At 69.6% G+C, this 16,593-nt stretch carries 16 protein-coding genes; 8 read left to right on the forward strand and 8 right to left on the reverse strand.

The window, feature by feature from the left end:
• Positions 1–12: 12 nt before the first annotated feature.
• The 6 genes from AC07XP_RS14615 to AC07XP_RS14640 all read right to left on the reverse strand — a co-directional run bounded on the left by AC07XP_RS14615 (position 13) and on the right by AC07XP_RS14640 (position 6,550).
• On the reverse strand, positions 13–375 hold the full coding sequence (locus tag AC07XP_RS14615) for a DUF3325 domain-containing protein (RefSeq protein WP_495265083.1): 363 nt from the start codon (positions 373–375) through the stop codon (positions 13–15).
• Positions 372–1,997 (reverse strand): PepSY-associated TM helix domain-containing protein, encoded by a 1,626-nt coding sequence (locus AC07XP_RS14620; RefSeq protein ID WP_495265084.1) that lies wholly within the window; start codon positions 1,995–1,997, stop codon positions 372–374. The genes AC07XP_RS14615 and AC07XP_RS14620 overlap by 4 nt, the downstream gene beginning before the upstream one ends.
• Positions 1,994–2,296 (reverse strand): DUF3649 domain-containing protein, encoded by a 303-nt coding sequence (locus tag AC07XP_RS14625; RefSeq protein WP_495265085.1) that lies wholly within the window; start codon positions 2,294–2,296, stop codon positions 1,994–1,996. The genes AC07XP_RS14620 and AC07XP_RS14625 overlap by 4 nt, the downstream gene beginning before the upstream one ends.
• Before the next feature lie 91 nt (positions 2,297–2,387).
• Positions 2,388–4,868 (reverse strand): ferric-rhodotorulic acid/ferric-coprogen receptor FhuE, encoded by a 2,481-nt coding sequence (gene fhuE / locus AC07XP_RS14630; RefSeq protein ID WP_495265086.1) that lies wholly within the window; start codon positions 4,866–4,868, stop codon positions 2,388–2,390.
• 70 nt (positions 4,869–4,938) lie between these two features.
• Entirely contained in the window at positions 4,939–5,985 is a 1,047-nt protein-coding gene (locus AC07XP_RS14635; RefSeq protein WP_495265087.1) for a FecR domain-containing protein, read from the reverse strand.
• Between the two features lie 61 nt (positions 5,986–6,046).
• Complete coding sequence (locus AC07XP_RS14640) at positions 6,047–6,550, reverse strand: sigma-70 family RNA polymerase sigma factor (RefSeq protein ID WP_495265088.1); 504 nt, start codon at positions 6,548–6,550, stop codon at positions 6,047–6,049.
• 472 nt (positions 6,551–7,022) lie between these two features.
• Here AC07XP_RS14640 and AC07XP_RS14645 point away from each other — a divergent pair, with 472 nt between their 5' ends.
• Complete coding sequence (locus tag AC07XP_RS14645) at positions 7,023–7,766, forward strand: hypothetical protein (RefSeq protein WP_495265089.1); 744 nt, start codon at positions 7,023–7,025, stop codon at positions 7,764–7,766.
• Positions 7,767–7,872: 106 nt separating this feature from the next.
• Here the strand turns inward: AC07XP_RS14645 and AC07XP_RS14650 are convergent, their stop codons facing one another.
• A complete protein-coding gene (locus tag AC07XP_RS14650) occupies positions 7,873–9,570 on the reverse strand; it encodes a long-chain fatty acid--CoA ligase (protein WP_495265090.1) in 1,698 nt (565 codons plus the stop codon).
• A 204-nt stretch (positions 9,571–9,774) separates the two neighbouring features.
• Between AC07XP_RS14650 and AC07XP_RS14655 the strand changes: the two genes are divergently transcribed.
• The 3 genes from AC07XP_RS14655 to AC07XP_RS14665 all read left to right on the forward strand — a co-directional run bounded on the left by AC07XP_RS14655 (position 9,775) and on the right by AC07XP_RS14665 (position 11,918).
• Entirely contained in the window at positions 9,775–10,329 is a 555-nt protein-coding gene (locus AC07XP_RS14655; RefSeq protein ID WP_487848251.1) for a CHRD domain-containing protein, read from the forward strand.
• Positions 10,330–10,439: 110 nt separating this feature from the next.
• Complete coding sequence (locus AC07XP_RS14660) at positions 10,440–10,880, forward strand: OsmC family protein (RefSeq protein ID WP_062475918.1); 441 nt, start codon at positions 10,440–10,442, stop codon at positions 10,878–10,880.
• 42 nt (positions 10,881–10,922) lie between these two features.
• Positions 10,923–11,918, forward strand: a complete 996-nt coding sequence (locus AC07XP_RS14665; protein WP_495265091.1) for a Bug family tripartite tricarboxylate transporter substrate binding protein — start codon at positions 10,923–10,925, stop codon at positions 11,916–11,918.
• Between the two features lie 13 nt (positions 11,919–11,931).
• Here the strand turns inward: AC07XP_RS14665 and AC07XP_RS14670 are convergent, their stop codons facing one another.
• Entirely contained in the window at positions 11,932–12,660 is a 729-nt protein-coding gene (locus tag AC07XP_RS14670) for a Crp/Fnr family transcriptional regulator (protein ID WP_495265092.1), read from the reverse strand.
• A gap of 142 nt (positions 12,661–12,802) precedes the next feature.
• On the opposite strand from AC07XP_RS14670, the gene AC07XP_RS14675 reads away from it, so the two are divergent.
• From AC07XP_RS14675 to AC07XP_RS14690, 4 genes are read left to right on the forward strand one after another with little or no spacing between them, the layout of a single operon-like run.
• Positions 12,803–13,303, forward strand: coding sequence for an ester cyclase (locus AC07XP_RS14675; RefSeq protein WP_223301409.1), 501 nt, complete (start codon positions 12,803–12,805; stop codon positions 13,301–13,303).
• Positions 13,300–14,073: an SDR family NAD(P)-dependent oxidoreductase gene (locus AC07XP_RS14680; protein WP_495265093.1), complete on the forward strand. Its 774-nt coding sequence runs from the start codon at positions 13,300–13,302 to the stop codon at positions 14,071–14,073. The genes AC07XP_RS14675 and AC07XP_RS14680 overlap by 4 nt, the downstream gene beginning before the upstream one ends.
• Before the next feature lie 44 nt (positions 14,074–14,117).
• Positions 14,118–15,191, forward strand: a complete 1,074-nt coding sequence (locus AC07XP_RS14685; protein WP_495265094.1) for an MBL fold metallo-hydrolase — start codon at positions 14,118–14,120, stop codon at positions 15,189–15,191.
• Positions 15,192–15,237: 46 nt separating this feature from the next.
• A complete protein-coding gene (locus AC07XP_RS14690; protein ID WP_495265095.1) occupies positions 15,238–16,575 on the forward strand; it encodes an MFS transporter in 1,338 nt (445 codons plus the stop codon).
• Positions 16,576–16,593 lie beyond the last annotated feature (18 nt).

The following is a 16,593-nucleotide window of genomic DNA, read 5'->3' on the forward strand; positions in this document are numbered from 1 at the left end:
GCGCCGCGCGACTCAGCGCAGCAGCGCCACCAGCACCGGCGCCAGCCCCGCACCACCGGCCACGGCGGCAGCGCCGGCGCCCCACGCCACGGCGCGTGGGCGGTACGGCAACAGCAAGGCCACCGGCAAAGCACCCGCCGACAGGAAGCCCGGCCACGCGACCGTCCCGACCGTGGGGCCCCACGCCATCACGCAGGGCACGACGGCCGCGGCCAGCAGCACCATGCCGATCGCGCGCAAGCCCGTGCGCCGGCGCGCGGGCACTTCGCGTCCGCGCGTCAGCTGCTCGTGGTGCCGGTCCATGGCAAAGCTCAGGCACGCCATGCCCGCATACGCCAGCGCAAGGCCAAGCCACGAAGCCCATGCCGTCGTCATCGCGCCGCCTTTCGCAGCAGATGGCGCAGCGCGCCCAGCGCCGCAAACCCGAAGGCCACGACACCCAGTTCGACCCCGAGGCTTTCCCAATCGCTGCGCAGGAACTGCGCCAGCAAGTGATCGCCCGTGGTCACGAAGTTGAGCACCGGCAGCAGCAGGCACAACGCGGCCAGCGCACCGAGCTGCTCGCGCCACGCGCGCGCCGGCTGGCGCACGAAGGCATGCACCAGCGCCAGCGCCCACAGCGCGAAGAAGACCTGCAGTTCGCGGTCCGCGCGGTGCCCGATGCCGACCGGCACCAGCCGGTTGGCCCACAGGTAGCCCACGCAGGCGATCGCCAGCCCGGCGATGGCCGCGACGTTCAGCGCCTCGACCAGCCGGTAGACCCGCGCCGTCGCGCCGCCGAACTCGCCCAGGTGCTTCTGGCGGCGCTTGACGATGAACAACACGGCGCCCGAACCCATCATCGCGGTGCCCGCGAGACCGCACAGGAAGTAGAGCCACTTCATCGGCCAGCCGCCGAAGGTGACCATGTGCAGCCCGCCCATGGCCGACTGCGCGAGCATGGCGGCCCCGCCGTCCGCGGCGCCCGGCAGGCGCACGCGCTGCACCTCGCCGCTGGCGGCCGAGAACTGCACCATGCCGGTGGTGGCGCTGAGCCGGCGCGCGGATTCGTCGTCGCTGTTCCATCCGTACACGCCGATGCGCGCCCCCGCGTCGCCCGGGTGGTCGATGACGACCGCGCGCACCGGCTGGCCCATGCGCTCCTGGCCGCGCGCCGCGAACGGTTCGAGCACGGGCACGGGCATCGCGCGGCCGGTGGCGGCGGGCTTGTCGCTGTCGCCCAGCTCGGACACGAAGCGCACCTGCGCCTGCGGGCCCGTGCCGTAGTGCAAGACCTTGGGGGCCGGCATGAAGCTGGTGCCCGAGATCACGAGGCCGGTGTAGGCGATCATGAACTGGAAGGGCAAGGTCAGCACCGCCACGGCGTTGTGCGCGTCGAGCCAGCTGCGCTGGCCTTTCTTCGGCCGGAAGGTGAAGAAGTCCTTGAAGATGCGCTTGTGCGTGATGACGCCCGACACCAGCGCCACCAGCATCGCCATCGCGGCGATGCCGACGATCCACAGGCCGACGGTGCCGGCGTGCAGCTCGTAGTGGAAGTCGACGAAGTGGTGGCCGCCGAGCGTGGCGCGCGCCGCGTGGCCGCCGTCTTCCTTCAGCGGCTTGCCGGTGGCGGGGTCGAGCGCGACGCCTGCGTACTGCCGGTTGGCGTCGAACCAGAACACCCGCAACTCGCCGCCGCCCTGCGCGTCCGAAGGCCACAGCTCCCACATCGAGGCGCCCGGGTGGTGCTCGGCCATGTAGGCCATGCCCCAGGCCAGGCGCTGCGCGCGGTCGGCCGTGGGCTCGCCCTTCTCCTTCTTGGCTGCGGCGGCGGCTTCCTCGGCGTGGTGCTCCGGCGTCATCCAGTGGGTGATGGGCTCGTCGAACACGGCCAGCGTGCCGGTGAGGAACACCGCGAACAGCAGCCACGAAAACCACAGCCCGCACCAGGTGTGCAGCCAGGCCTGGGCCTGGCGAAAGCCCCCTTGCGACGGCGCCTTGGTTGTCTTCGTGCTCATGCCCCGCCTCCCGCGCCGCGCAAGGCCAGGCCGAGCCCGGCCAGCACCACGGCGGGCAGCACAAGGCCGGCCCAGGCGCGCGACAGCGACACGGGCGCAAAAGCCCAGATCACGGCGACGGTGTAGACCGCGAAGCTGAATTGCATGCCCCCGAGCGCGGCCTCGGCGGGGCCGGCCGGCAGCACGGCGGCCAGGAAGACGGCGGCGGCCGAGGCCAGCGCGTAGCCGCCGAACACGGCGGCCGCGACGCGGGACAGCAGCCGCAGGGCGGGAGAAAAGGAGGAGGTGCGGGTGTTCATCGGGGACCGGAAAACGGGGCGCGGACATGCGCCCCTCCCCTACATGACAAACGAGAACGAAAAAAGGGTCATGCCCCCCGCCTTTTCCCGCTCAGAACGCGTAGCTCAGCGTCGCCACCGCGTTGCGCGGCGTGCCGAAGTAGGCCTGCCCGTCGATGTTGCTGTAGTACTTCTTGTCGAACAGGTTCTCGATGTTCAGCTGCAGCGCCAGCTTGGGCGTGAAGGCGTAGCGCGCCATCAGGCTCACGACCGCGCGCGATCCCTGCTGGTAGCGCAGGTCGACATCGCCCACGCTGTACGCGTAGGAGGTGCGGTTCTGCCAGTTGACGCCGCCGCCCAGCGTGAGCCGGTGCCACGCGCCGGGCAGCCGGTAGGTGGTGAACAGCGTGGCCTGCGTGGTCGGCATGGCGGTGTTGATGCGGTTGCCGTTGCCTTCGCGGCCCAGCGTGCGCGCGATGCCCGCGTTGAGCTGCCAGCCCGGGGCCAGTTCGCCCGACACCTGCAGCTCGATGCCCTTGCTGGTCACGCCGCGCGCGCCGTAATAGGCGCCTTCGCTCGAGTTGGGCACGAGCTTGGTGCCGTCGCGCTGCGCCACGTTCTCCTGCTCGGCGCGGAAGACGGCGATGGAGGTGTTGAGCTTGCCGTTCAGGTGCTCGCCCTTGAGGCCGATCTCGTAGCTCTTGCCGGTCACCGGGTCGAGGTACGAACCGCTGGCGTCGCGGTAGTTCTGCGGCTGGAAGATGTCGGTGTAGCTCGCGTACACCGAGTAGTTCTCGCTCAGGTCGTACACCAGGCCCGCGTAGGGCGTGAACACCTCGTGCTTGCGCGTGACCGGTGCGTCGGCGGTCAGGCGCGTGGAGCGCCAGCTGTTCTGGCGCCCGCCCACGATGAGCTTGAGCGAATCGGCCAGCGACAGGCGCGCGGCGCCGTAGGTGCCGGTCTGGCGCGTCTTGGTGATGGCCGAGACCTTCAGCGGGTCCCAGCCCGGCTCGGGGTATGACGCAGCGTTCCAGTCGTAGAAGTTGCCGGTGTCGGGCAACGCGCTGGTGCGCGGATGGCTCGCCTCCACGTAGCGCGACTGGCTGTTGCTGACGCCCACCACGAGTTCGTGCGTGCGCCCCAGCAGCGTGAAGGGGCCGGTGGCCTGCAGGTCGAGGCTGTTCTGGCGGAACTGGTGCTCGAAGTAGCCGGGCAGCGAGCCCAGGCCGGTGCCCGTGAGACGGTCGAGGTCGCCGTACAGGTACAGCAGCTTGGCGTTCTGCCTGCTCTGCCGGTGCGAGCCGTTGGCCTTGAGCTTCCAGCCGTTGTCGAACTGGTGCGTGAGGTTCGCGAAGGCGGTGGTGGTGGTCGTGTCCCAGTGGGTCCACGGCGTGCCGACGGTCTTGGAGCGGTCCCAGCGCGTGGCCGTGCCGTCGCTGAAGGTCAGCGGCAGGCCGCCCCAGGTCGACGAGGTGGGCCGCGTGGCCTGCGACTCGATGCCCACGCTGAGCGTGGTGCTGGGCGTGAGGTCGGCATCGACCACGCCGTACAGCACGTGCTTGCGGCCGTGGTACATGTCGATGAAGGAATCGCGGTCTTCCGTCATGCCGATGAGGCGGGCGCGCACACGACCGTCTTTCGTCACCGGGGTCTGCAGGTCGACCGTGCCGCGGCGCAGGTTCCACGAACCCAGCGCGAGCGACGCGTTGCCGGCGAACACCTTGCTGTCGGCGTGCTTGCGCACCAGGTTCACCGAGGCCGAGGGGTTGCCCGCGCCGGTGAGCAGCCCCGTCGAGCCGCGCACGACCTCGATGCGGTCGTACAGCACCGGGTCGTTGGTGGAGGCGCCGAAGAAGTCGGTGGTGACCGTGGTCGGCACGCCGTCGTACTGGTAGTTGTCGATGTAGAAGCCGCGCGCGTACAGGTCGGTGCGGTCGCTGTCGGAGCTCACCGAGAACACGCCGGGCACGCTCTGCATGGCCTGGCCGAGCGACAGCAGGTTCTGGTCCTCGATCTGCTGGCGCGTGATGACGGTGACCGACTGCGGCGTCTCGCGCGGCGAGAGCGCCAGCCCGGTGGCCGCCGCCGTGGCGCGCGTGGTGTAGGCGCCGGTGCCTTCGGTGGTGCCGCTGCGGTCGGCCTCGGCCGTGACGGTGACAGGCGAGAGCGTGTCGATGCCGCCGGCCCCTGCGGCGGGCGTGCCGGCCTCGCGGCGGTTCAACGTGTAGCTGCCGTCGGTGCGCGCTACCACCTGCAGGCCACTGCCCGCAAGCAGGCGCTCGATGGCTTCGCGTGCGGTGTAGCGGCCCGCCACTGCGGGGCTGCTGCGCCCCTGCGTGAGCGCGGGGTCGAACGACAGCGCGATGCCGTTGCCGGCTGCGAAGGCGGCCAGCGTGCGGCCCAGCGGGCCGGCGGGAATGTCGTAGGCGCGGGACGCGGCGGCGTCGAGCGAGGACGACGACGCTTGTGCGAAGGCCGGCCCTCCCGCGCCGGCCAGACCGCCGAGGGCAAGCGCCACCAGGGCATGGCGAAGGACGGTGTTCAGGCGGCGCTCTGCGAACGGGCGCAAGGCGGACGGGCGGGATGCGGACATGGAGACGGGCCTTTCGGTTGGGCAACGGTGGGTTCTTCACCCTCCTTGCCAGCCGAAACGAAAAAAAGTCTCACCCCCGGATCGATATATTTTTCGAAGCGCTCGTCGCGCCTTCTTCTTGTGCCGCTCGCGGCACCAGCGTGACCCAGTAGCCGCGCAGGCGCGTCGCCGCATCCACCGGGTAGGTCGACACCAGCATGCGCAGCACGCCGTCGGTGTCGGCCAGCGGAAAGGCGCCCGAGACGCGCAGCTCGGCCACCGCCGCGTCGCACTGCAGCAGGCCGGGGCGATAGCGCGACAGCTCGGCGGCGAAGTCGGCCAGCCGCATGCCGTCGGCCAGCAACATGCCTTGGGTCCACGCCAGCACCGAGGCGTCCGCCGGGCGGAAGTCGTCGATGCCGTCGGCCGTGAAGCGGGCCTGCTGCCCCGCCGGCAGCACGCGCGCGGCGGCGCGCTCGGGCGTGATGCGCACCGCGCCTTCGAGCACGGCGATGTGGGTGGCGCCGCCCGCCTCCTTGCGCACGCTGAAGCGCGTGCCCAAGGCTTCCAGCGTGCCGCCGGCGCTGGCCACGCGGAACGGGCGGTGCGCGGCGGCGGGGTCGGGCGCGGTGGCGATGAAGATCTCGCCCGCCTGCAGCACCACGCGGCGCTGCGTGCCGTCGAAGTGCACATCGACCGCGCTGGCGGTGTTGAGCGTGAGGCGGCTGCCGTCGGCCAGCCGCAGTTCGCGGCGCTCGCCGGTGGCGGTGCGGTGCCCGGCCATCCAGCCGCGCTCGCCCGCCATCTCGACCGCCTGCCAGCCGAGCCAGCCGGCGGGCACGGCCGCCAGCAGCGCGGCCAGCCGGCCGAGGGTGGCGCGGCGGTTGTTCGCGTTGCCGCGCGCGGGCCGCGCGAGCGAAGACATCGCCAGCGCCGGCGGCAGGCCGCCGAGCTTGTTCATCAGCTGCTCGGCGCGCGCCCAGGCGCGGGCGTGGTCGGGGTGGCTCTGCCGCCAGCGCTCGCAGGCGCGGCGGTCTTCGTCGGTGACGGCGCTGTCGTGCAGCCGCATCAGCCATTCGGCGGCTTCGTCGAGCACGCGCGGCGCAAGTGCTGACGTTTCGAAATTCATCGCGCTCATCAGAATGCCTTCGTGCTTCGCACTTCGGCGCGAGCTTGCTTGGGGCGGCCCGGCGCGGCGCTCATGCCATCACCGCCAGGCAGGCCCGAAAGCCCTGCTGCATGTAGCGCTTGACCGTGACCAGCGACACGCCCAGCTCGCGCGCGATGTCTTCGTACTTCATGCCGTCGAGCTGCGACAGCAGGAAGGCCCGGCGCGCGAGCGGCTTGAGGGCGTCGAGCATCGCGTCGATCTCGTGCAGCGTCTGCAAAATCACCAGCCGCTGCTCGGGCGACGGCGCCTCGGGCTCGGGCATCACGGCCAGCGCCTCCAGGTAGGCCCGCTCCAGCGCCTGGCGCTGGTACCAGTTCACGAGGATGTTCTTGGCCACGCTCGTGAGGTAGGCGCGCGGCTGCACGATGACCTCGGGGTTGCGCGCCGTCAGCAGCCGCGCGAAGGTGTCCTGCGCCAGGTCGGCCGCGTCGCACGAATTGCCGAGCTTCTTGCGCAGCCACGACTGCAGCCAGCCGTGGTGGTCGCTGTAGAGGGTGTGGACTTGCTGGAAGGCGGCTTCGGCAGCGGACATGGCGGGCGGCGCGGCGGCGGGGGCTCCGCCTACAAATAAGAATTATTCTCATTTTAAGCAAAAAGGCCGCAGTACCACCCTGCCCGTGACAGCGCGACCGCGTCCGCACCGGCGGGATCGCGCGGCGCCCCCGGTGCCCGCTCTACAGATGCACTTGTTTTCGTCTTCGCGGATGGCCTAACGCCGCACGCCTAGAAAGGCAGCTACTTACAACGGTGCAACACAACACTCGATCGCCCCCTTCATATCGGAGGTAGTGTGGGTGAACTCGGAGCCATGTGATGCATCGGTGTCCGCACAATCCCTCGAAGGAGCGCCATAAGCACTTCAGGGAATCGTGCAAAACGGCTCTACCACTTCGAGTGGTTCTCGAGCCGGCAGGCCCTGCACCGGTCGGCGCAAGGTTTGAAGGCGAAAAGGACCTGACCTACGTCAGATCGCCCAGTCCACCCCTCGTCGCGAGGACCGAAAAATGGCTCAAGAAAGAACCAAGCACGCAGATGTTCTGCGCCTGACCAGACGCCAATACCGTGAGTTTTTCGAGCAGACCAAAGCAGCAGGGCTTGCTCTCAATATATCGACCTACAAGCACATGGGATGCTGGGGAACCTACTCCCCATGGGCACTCAGCATCTGCAAGGATGCGACCGTCGCCGAACCTCAATGGGACGAGCACGCCGTGATCAACATTGCGTCGGCCATCAACGCAAACCGTTTGCGTGCCGTAGGGCCAAAGCGCCCGGAACTGGATTGGCAAGTACTCGACGACGAGGAGATCTACCCATTTCTCGTCCAGCATGAAATCGGCCACCGTCAAGACAATTTCGACCAGTTGGAAATCATGATCATCAAAGACTTGGAGGTGCGAGACAAATGCCACCGCCGGGTGCGCTTCGCAAACGAAGTCCTGGCGGATCGATACGCATGGAATCGGATTCGCCCCGGTGAGCCAATCCCGCTGAGCAAATATGGCGAAGAAGTTCGCGACCGGCTTGCGGAAGGCTTGGCATACCTCGAAGCACACGCGCCGAAGCTTCGCGCTTGCAGGCCCGAATGGCAGCTCACGCCGGGCTCGTACCGCGACGTCCCGGACTACATGCTGGCGAGCCTCGACCGCGCCGCCTTCTTGGGCCCCGCCGTGAATCGCAGACTTGTTTCAGAACGGTCCGCCTACTACCGCATGCGCAACGAGACTCACGGACGCCCGCTGTTTTAGACCACCCTGCGCTCCTGACCTCGGTCTGCGCGCACCTCACGGACTCGGGCACCGCATGACCGAACCTCGTAGATCAGGGCTCCTGCGTTCGCATCGACGCCCCATCTTATTTTTGGGGGCTCTCTGCCTCCTGCAGCAACCGCCACATCACCTTCCCACTCCCGCTCTTGGGCAGTGCATCCACAAACTCCACCTTGCGCGGAATCTTGTAGACCGCCATGTTCTCGCGGCACCAGTCGATGATCTGCTGCTCGGTCGTGTCCTTGTGCGTGGCGCGCAGCACCACCACGGCCTTGACCGATTCGCCGCGGTAGTCGTCCTTGGTCGAGATGACGCAGGCCTCCTGGATCGCGGGGTGGCGGAACATCAGCAGCTCGACCTCGGCCGGCCACACCTTGAAGCCGCTCGCGTTGATCATGCGTTTGAGGCGGTCGGTGATGAAGAAGTAGCCCTCCTCGTCCATGCGGCCCATGTCGCCCGAGCGGAAGAAGCGCTTGCCCTCGAACTCGACGAAGGCGGACTTGGTGGCGTCGGGACGCTTCCAGTAGCCCTGGAACACCTCGGGGCCGTGGATGATGATCTCGCCCGATTCGCCGATGGGCATCTCCTGCAGCGTGTCGGGGTCGACCACGCGCGCGTCGGTGCTCATGAACGGGATGCCCAGGCACTGCTGCTTGGGGTGATCCGAGGGGTTGGTGTGCGAGGGCGCGGCGGTCTCGGTGAGGCCGTAGCCTTCCTGGTACTTCAGGCCGTACTGCTCGAACAGGCGCTGCGCCACGGCCTGCGGCATGGCGGCGCCGCCGCCGCCGATGTGGGTCATGCTCGTGAGGTCGTAGCTCGCGAAGTTGGGGCTGGCCATGAGGTCGATGACCATGGTGGGGATGTTGGTCCAGCTCGTGACCTTCCAGCGCGAGATGAGCCGGCCCGCCACGTCGCGGTCCCAGCGCGGCATGATGACCAGCGTGGCCGCCGCGAGGATCGAGGTGTGCATCATGCTCACCACGCCGGTGATGTGGAACATCGGCACCACGGCCAGCACCACCGCCTCCGACGTGGCCTGGCCCCAGAGCTGGCCGGCCATCGCGTTGTGCATGAGGCTCGAATGGTGGTGCACGCAGCCCTTGGGCAGGCCGGTGGTGCCGCTGGTGTAGGGCAGCAGCGCCATGTCGTTGGCGCCCACCACGTGCGCGGGCGCCGCGTGGCCGGCCGCGAGCGCATCGGTCCACGCCATGACCTGGCCGTCGGCCAGCGCGGGCAGCGGGTGGCGCGTGCCGAGCCAGTCGGCCCAGGCCGGTGCGGGGGCGTCGTCGCCGGTCACGCCGGCATCGAAGGCGTCGGTGAACTGGCTCACGATGAGGTGCGACAGGCGCTGCTCGGGCGGCAGTGCGTCGCTGGCCTTGGCCAGCTCGGCCGCGAGGTCGCCGGTGGTGATCGCCACCTTGGCGTCGGGGTCGACGATGTAGTGCTTGAGCTCTTCGGCCCGGTTCATCGGGTTGACCGGCACCACGACGGCGTTGGCGCGCAGGATGGCGAAATGCGCGATCACCAGCTGCGGGCAGTTCTGCATGTTCAGCACCACGCGGTCGCCGCGTTGCACGCCCAGCGCATGCAGCGTGCCGGCCAGCCGCTCGACCTGGTCGGCCACGTCGCGGTAGCTCAGCACGCGGCCGAAGAAGACCAGCGCGGCCTTGTCGGGGTAGCGCGCCGCCGAGGTGGCCAGGTTGTGCCACAGCGAGGTCGCGGGGACGGTGATCGAATGCGGGAGGCGCTTGGGCCAGAACTTGTAATGCGGGCGTGGTTGCATGGTCTGTGAACAGGCGAAGGAGGAAGGAGAGGGGAAAGAAAGCGGTGCGAAAAGGCGCAATGCGCCAGCCTAAGCCGCACCGGCCGCCGCTCCCATCGGGGAAGCCCCCGGGGCGTCACCTTGGCGACGCCCATTCTTCGTACGTCGGGTAGGCACAGCGCATCGGCTATCGTGCGGGCTCCGCTTCACCTGTGCCTGCCTGCCATGCCCGATCCCGCCCGCCCCACCTTGCGCCGACGCATCGCCCTCTTCGGTGCCGCACTGGCCGCCCTGGCCGCGGCGGGCTGCTCGCGGGTTCCCCGGTTCGGCATGTCGGCCCCGGCGACGGAGCAGCCGTCCAAGGAACCGCCGACATGGTTCGTGGCCGACTGCTGGCTCGGGACCGAGGACGTGGTCCCGCCGCACAAGGGCAAGGCCGGCGGCTCGGCGGCCGGTACGCTGACGCTGGCCACCGGGGTGTTCGAATGGCGCGTGAACGCCGCACGCCTGAGCGGCCCGGCGACGGTCGTCGGCTTCTACGGCCCCGCCGCCACGGGCAGCAACGGCCCGCTGGCGATCCAGCTGCCGCTGCCCAGCGAGGGGGAGCCGCGCAACGACGGCACCGGCTACGAGCGGACCGGCACGAGCCGGTTGACGCCCGCCCAGATGGCCGACCTGATGGCCGGCCTCTGGTATGTGAGCGTGTCGACGCAGGCCTGGCCGGGCGGCGAGGTCCGGGGCCAGCTCAAGCGCAGCACCTGGGGCGTGCACGGCGGCTGACATCGGCCCCCGATGCGATGCGCTCTGCGACTACAGACAGGCGCGGATTTCGGAGCGATACCTGCGGTTCTCCCTCCGATCCACCCTCCACCCTGACTGAAGGAATGTCCATGGCAGCAGACAAGCACGCAAGCGTTCACTGGGAAGGCGCCGGCAAGACCGGCAAGGGCCTGGTCAGCACCGAGACCGGCGCCCTCAAGGACTACCCCTACGGCTTCGCCAGCCGCTTCGAAGACGACCGGCGCGGCACCAACCCCGAGGAAATCGTCGGCGCGGCCCATGCGGCCTGCCTGACGATGGCCTTCGCCTTCGCGCTGGAAGCGGCAGGCCTGACCGCGACGCGCATCGACACCAAGGCCGCCGTGCGGCTGGCCAAGGACGGCGCCGGTTTCAAGATCGACCGCATCCAGCTCGAACTGGACGCGGCCGTGCCGAACCTCGACGAAGCGAAGTTCCAGGAAATCGCCGCCGCCGCCAAGGCCGGCTGCCCGCTGTCGAAGGCGCTGGCGAGCGTGCCCGAGATCACGCTGAAGGCCACGCTGGCGAGCTGACCGCGCTGCTTATGATCGTCTTCACAAAAAAGGAGACGGATCATGAGCAAGCCCACCCGGACCGCATCGGCGGTCCTTTCTTTCGCCCTCGGCGCGTTCGGCGCGTTCGGCGCATTCGGCACCACGGCGGCCCTGGCCGCCTACCCCGACAAGCCGATCAAGGTCGTCATCGGCTTTCCGGCCGGCGGCCCGCTCGACCAGCACGCGCGCCTGTTGACCGACAAGCTGCAGGCCGTGCTCGGCCAGCCGCTGATCGTCGACTACAAGCCCGGCGCGGGCGGCTCGGTCGGTGCCGACTTCGTCGCCAAGAGCCCGGCCGACGGCTACACGCTGGTGCTGGCCAACACCGGGGTGGCGGTGATCAACGGCGCGCTCTACAGCAAGCTGCCCTACAACACGCAGCGCGACTTCGTGCCGATCGCGCGCACCGCGATGCAGCCGCTGGCGCTGCTGGTCACGCCCAAGCTGCCGGTGCAGAACCTCAAGCAGTTCATCGACTACGCCAAGGCGCGGCCGGGCCAGGTCAACTACGGCTCGGCGGGCAACGGCGGCATCAGCCACCTCGTGCCCGAGATGTTCAAGACCGCGACCGGCCTCTTCATGGTGCACATCCCCTACCGCGGCAGCGCGCCGGCCTTCACCGACCTGATGGGCGGGCAGGTGCAGTTCATGGCCGAATCGATTCCGCAGGCCGCCAACTATCACAAGCAGGGCAAGGTGCGCGCGCTGGCCGTGACCAGCCGCGAGCGCAACCCCGCGCTGCCCGACGTGCCGACCGTCATCGAGTCGGGCGTCAAGGGCTTCGAGGTGGTGGGCTTCTACGGCTTCCTCGCGCCGAAGGACACGCCCAAGGACGTGGTCGCCAAGCTCAGCGATGCGTTCAGGCAGGTGCTGACCAGCCCCGAGGTGCGCGAGCGCATGGTGAGCCAGGGCGCGGACCCCGCCTACCTGGGCAGCGAGGACTTCGCACGCTTCCTCGCGACGGAAACGCCGCGCTGGGACAAGGCGGTGAAGGCCTCGGGCGCGCGGATGGACTGAACCCCGGCCGCGCTCAGCGCGGCGTGGCCGCGTGCCGCTCCAGCTGTGCGCGGTCGAGCAACTCGATGCTGCGGTAGCGCACGCGCAGCGTGCCGTCTTCCTCCCACAGCTTGAGCTGTCGGTTCACGCTCTGGCGCGACACGCCGAGCATGAACGACAGGTCTTCCTGCGACACGCCCAGCAGCGTGCCGCCCCCTTCTTCGGTCGGCGCGACCGCGCGCGCGTCCAGCGTGAGCAGCCGGTGCGCCAGCCGCACGGGCAGCGGCATCAGGATCACGTCGTCGATCCAGGCCAGCGCCTGGCGCAGCCGCAGGCACACGAGCCGGGTGAAGGCCATGTGCACATCGGGATGGTCGGCCACCAGCCGGTGGAAGTCGGCCGCGGCGACCACGGCCATCTCGGTGGTGTCGACGGCGCAGGTGTCGTAAACGCGCTCGCGCCCCACCAGCAGCGAGACCTCGCCGAACCAGTGGCCCGGCTCGAGCATCGCGATCACCGCCTCGCGTCCGCCCGGCGCGACCACGCTCACGCGCAACGAGCCGCTGACCACGCCGAACAGCGCGTCGGGCGACGAGCCCTTGTGGAACAGCGATTCGCCGCGCACCAGCGTGCGCCGGTGGGCCACCGCGAGCAGGCGCTGCTGCACGTCGTCGGCCAGCCGCATGTCGCTGTTGTGCACGGGCGAAGGCTGCACGTCCGGCTCGGCGGGGCTGGCGCTGGAAGAAGGGGAAGAGCGTGGCATCGCGGGTTTGTCCGGAGCCTCGATTGCCAACACCGGACAGTCTGGCTTCGAGGGGCTGTCGATAGTACGCAGGCCACCCGGGTCGACGCATTCGCGGCAACCCGATGTCCCCTGTCACCCCTGTCGCATGGAGCACACCCCGATGACCACCCTGACCGACCTGCAAGCCCGCCGCGAGCGCCTCGTGCTCGACCATTTCGCCGACGAGACCCGCCAGGACTTCGACGCGGTGCTCGGCACCTTCCCGCACCCGCACTACGAGCTGATTCCCAGCGGCGAGGTGCACGACGGCATCGCCGACGTGCGCCAGTACTACACCGACACGCGCCGCGCCTTCCCCGACCAGCGCCACGAGATCATCCAGCTGCGCCATGCCGACGATTCGGTGATCGTGGAGTTCTGGCTGCTCGGCACGCACCGCGGCCCGCTCAAGGGCCTGCCGCCGACGGGCAACAGCTTTCGCTGCCGCATGAACGCCTTCTTCATCTTCGAGGGCGACCGGCTGGTGTGCGAGCGCGTGTACTTCGACACGCTGACGATGCTGCGCCAGCTGCTCGTGGGCGTGCCCCCGGAGATGGTGGGCGGGCTGGTCGCCGGGCTGCTCGGCCAAACCGCCCCGCGAGCCGAGGCCGCCACGGCATGACCGACACGCCCGCTCGGCCACTCGAAGGGCGCCATGCGATCGTGACCGGCGGTGCGCGCGGCATCGGCCTGGCCATCGCGCGGCGCTGCCTCGCGAACGGCGCGAGCGTCGCGCTGTGGGATGTCGAGGCCGCGACGCTGGCGGAGGCCATGGCGCAACTGGCGCCGCTGGGCACCGTGGTCACATCGTTGGTCGACGTGCGCGACGAAGACCAGATCGCCCGTGCGGCTTCGCAGTCGCAGGAGCGTTTCGGCCGCGTCGACGTGCTCGTCAACAACGCGGGCGTGCTCGGGCCGACGGTGCCCGCGTGGGAGCACACGCCCGCGCAATGGCGTCACGTGCTCGACATCAACCTCACGGGCGCCTGGCTGTGCTGCCGCGCCATCGCGCCGCTGATGCTGGCGCAGCGGCGCGGGCGCATCGTCAACATCGCCTCGGTCGCGGGCAAGGAAGGCAATGGCTTCAACGCCGCCTACTCGGCCTCGAAGGCCGGGCTCATCGCGCTGACCAAGTCGCTCGGCAAGGAGCTGGCGTCTTCGGGCGTGCTGGCGAACTGCATCACGCCATCGGCGGCCGACACCGCCGTCTTCGCGGACGTGCCCGCCGAGCACCGCGAGCAGCTGCGCGCCGCCCTGCTCTCGCGCGTGCCGATGGGGCGCTTTGTCGACGTCGACGAAGTGGCGGCGATGGCGGCGTGGCTGGCGTCGGACGAGTGCTCGTTCAGCACCGGGGCGGTGTTCGATATCTCCGGAGGGCGCTCGATGTACTGAGCGACGAACCCACAAGCCCACGCATCCAGACACAGGAGACCCCCATGACCCGAGACCCCGACCCCACCGGCTTCGCGCAGATCGCCGAACTCGACGGCACGCGCCACGCCGCCATGCCGCAAGACCGCCTGCGCGCCATCCGCCACGGCGCCGAAGCCCTGCGCGAGCGGCTGCTCGACGCGCCGCCGGTTCACTTCGCGCGCAGCTTCAACCTGCTGCGCATTCCCTACCCCGCATGGTTCGCCTTCACCGGCGTGTACTCGCAGCAGCTGCTCAAGCCGCACATGGTGCACCTGCTGGCGCGCACCGTGCTCGTCCAGTACGACGACTTCGAAGGCCGGCTGCGCACGCTGCTCTTCACGCCGGCCGACTTCGAGGCCGGCAACGAGACGCCCTACTTCAAGCGCCTGAGCGACCAGACGCCGAAGTTCCTGCACAAGGCGATCGCCCCGGTCTACCAGACCGTGCTGCAGGCGCTCGCCGGCTGCGGCGTGGCGCCCGAACAGATCGACCACATCACCTACGACCACCTGCACACGCAGGACGTGCGCCGCTGGCTCGGCAGCGAGGGCACACCGGGCCTGCTGGCGAACGCGAAGCTGCTGGTGCATCGCCAGGAACTCGCGAACGTGCAGGGCCTGCTGCCGGTGCAGGCCGAGTGGTACTGCCCGCACGGCCTGGACGGGGTGCCGGCCGAACGCGTCGTCGCCTTCGACGGCAGCCTGCAGCTCGGCCCCGGCGTCGCGCTGGTGCACACGCCGGGGCACACCGAAGGCAACCACTCGCTGGTGTATCGCACGGGCGACGGCCTGCGCGTGAGCAGCGAGAACGGCGTGTCGGCCGACAGCTGGGCGCCGCTGCAGTCGCGCCACAACGGCATCCGCCGCTATGCGCAGGCCACGGGCGCCGAGGTGATCCTCAACGGCAACACTCAGGAAAGCAGCAACGACCAGTACCTGTCGATGGTGCTCGAGAAGACGCTGGCGGGCACCTCGGCGCTGCACGGCTTCAGCAACGTGGTGCCGTCGGCCGAGTGCTCGCCGCACTGGCTGTTTCCCGGCGCGCCCACGAGCCACCTGTGGGGCGAAACCAGCTTCGGCACGCTCGTGCGGGCCTGACCTGCCAACACGCGCACAACAGCAAGAAAGAGAAGGAGACACACCGATGAACACCGCCACCCTCGACGCCGCCGCCGGTGCGCGCACGCCGGCCTCGGCCGACGCGCGCGACGACGCCGCGCTCTTTCGCAAGATCACCTGGCGCCTGATGCCGCTGCTGTGCGCCTGCTACGTGCTGAACTACCTGGACCGCACCAACGTCGGCTACGCGCAGCTGCAGATGAAGGACCAGCTGGGCTTCAGCGACGCGGTGTTCGGCCTGGGCGCCGGCATCTTCTTCCTGGGCTACGCGGTGTTCGAGATCCCGAGCAACCTGATGCTCGCGAAGATCGGCGTGCGCGCCACGCTGCTGCGCATCATGGGCCTGTGGGGCCTGGCCTCGGCGGCGATGATGTTCGCCACCACGCCCACGCAGTTCTACGTGCTGCGCTTTCTCATCGGCGTGTTCGAGGCCGGCTTCGCGCCGGGCGTGCTGTTCTACCTGACGCTGTGGTTTCCCTCGCGCCGCCGCGCGCAGGCCACCGCGCTGTTCTTCATGGCCTTCGGCGCGGCGCCCATCGTCGCGGGGCCGATCGCCGGGCTCACGATGACCTACCTCGACGGCGTGCTGGCACTGCGCGGCTGGCAGTGGCTGTTCCTGCTCGAAGGGCTGCCGAGCGTGCTGTTGGGCGTCATTGCCTTTCGCACGCTGTCGAACAGCCCGGCGCAGGCGCCGTGGCTCTCGGCGGCCGAGAAGCAGCGCGTGGCCCACCTGCTGGCCGAGGACCAGGCCGCGCACGGCGCCGCCGGGCGCCACACCTTCGGCGCGGCGATGCGCGACGGGCGCGTGTGGCTGATCGGCTTCATGTCCTTCCTGATCATCCTGGGCATCTATGCGCTGTCGTTCTGGCAACCGACGATCCTGAAGTCGATGGGGCTCAGCGTGCTGCAGATCGGCTTCTATTCGGTGATTCCCGCCGTGGCCGGCATCGCGGCCAACATCGTCGTGGGGCGCCACTCCGACCGGCACCAGGAGCGCCGCTGGCACTTCGCGCTGGGCGCCCTCGCGGGCGCGGCCGGCCTGGCGCTGACCACGCTCTTCATGCACAGCCCCGTGGCCGCCGTGCTGTGCCTGGCGCTCGCGTCGATGGGCATCTCGAGCGCCTTCACCGTGCTGTGGGCGATTCCCGGCAGCTTCATGTCCAGGAGCGCCGCGGCGGCGGGCATTGCGCTCATCAGCACCATCGGCGGCAGCGCGGGGCTGGTGGCGCCGATGATGGTGGGCGCGCTCAAGACGCTCACGGGCGGCTTCACGGCCAGCCTGTATGTGCTGAGCGGCGCGCTGGTGCTGTCGGCGCTGCTCATGCTGCTGGCCCTGCCCCGCAGCGCGCTCGGCCAGCGGTAACGCGCACCGCCGGCGCAC

Source organism: Variovorax sp. GW531-E2 (genome assembly GCF_059423125.1).

Coding starts and splice junctions, on each gene's coding strand:
- AC07XP_RS14615 (WP_495265083.1), bottom strand. CDS start 375: ATGACGACGGCATGGGCTTCGTGGCTTGGCCTTGCGCTGGCGTATGCG.
- AC07XP_RS14620 (WP_495265084.1), bottom strand. CDS start 1,997: ATGAGCACGAAGACAACCAAGGCGCCGTCGCAAGGGGGCTTTCGCCAG.
- AC07XP_RS14625 (WP_495265085.1), bottom strand. CDS start 2,296: ATGAACACCCGCACCTCCTCCTTTTCTCCCGCCCTGCGGCTGCTGTCC.
- fhuE (WP_495265086.1), bottom strand. CDS start 4,868: ATGTCCGCATCCCGCCCGTCCGCCTTGCGCCCGTTCGCAGAGCGCCGC.
- AC07XP_RS14635 (WP_495265087.1), bottom strand. CDS start 5,985: ATGAGCGCGATGAATTTCGAAACGTCAGCACTTGCGCCGCGCGTGCTC.
- AC07XP_RS14640 (WP_495265088.1), bottom strand. CDS start 6,550: ATGTCCGCTGCCGAAGCCGCCTTCCAGCAAGTCCACACCCTCTACAGC.
- AC07XP_RS14645 (WP_495265089.1), top strand. CDS start 7,023: ATGGCTCAAGAAAGAACCAAGCACGCAGATGTTCTGCGCCTGACCAGA.
- AC07XP_RS14650 (WP_495265090.1), bottom strand. CDS start 9,570: ATGCAACCACGCCCGCATTACAAGTTCTGGCCCAAGCGCCTCCCGCAT.
- AC07XP_RS14655 (WP_487848251.1), top strand. CDS start 9,775: ATGCCCGATCCCGCCCGCCCCACCTTGCGCCGACGCATCGCCCTCTTC.
- AC07XP_RS14660 (WP_062475918.1), top strand. CDS start 10,440: ATGGCAGCAGACAAGCACGCAAGCGTTCACTGGGAAGGCGCCGGCAAG.
- AC07XP_RS14665 (WP_495265091.1), top strand. CDS start 10,923: ATGAGCAAGCCCACCCGGACCGCATCGGCGGTCCTTTCTTTCGCCCTC.
- AC07XP_RS14670 (WP_495265092.1), bottom strand. CDS start 12,660: ATGCCACGCTCTTCCCCTTCTTCCAGCGCCAGCCCCGCCGAGCCGGAC.
- AC07XP_RS14675 (WP_223301409.1), top strand. CDS start 12,803: ATGACCACCCTGACCGACCTGCAAGCCCGCCGCGAGCGCCTCGTGCTC.
- AC07XP_RS14680 (WP_495265093.1), top strand. CDS start 13,300: ATGACCGACACGCCCGCTCGGCCACTCGAAGGGCGCCATGCGATCGTG.
- AC07XP_RS14685 (WP_495265094.1), top strand. CDS start 14,118: ATGACCCGAGACCCCGACCCCACCGGCTTCGCGCAGATCGCCGAACTC.
- AC07XP_RS14690 (WP_495265095.1), top strand. CDS start 15,238: ATGAACACCGCCACCCTCGACGCCGCCGCCGGTGCGCGCACGCCGGCC.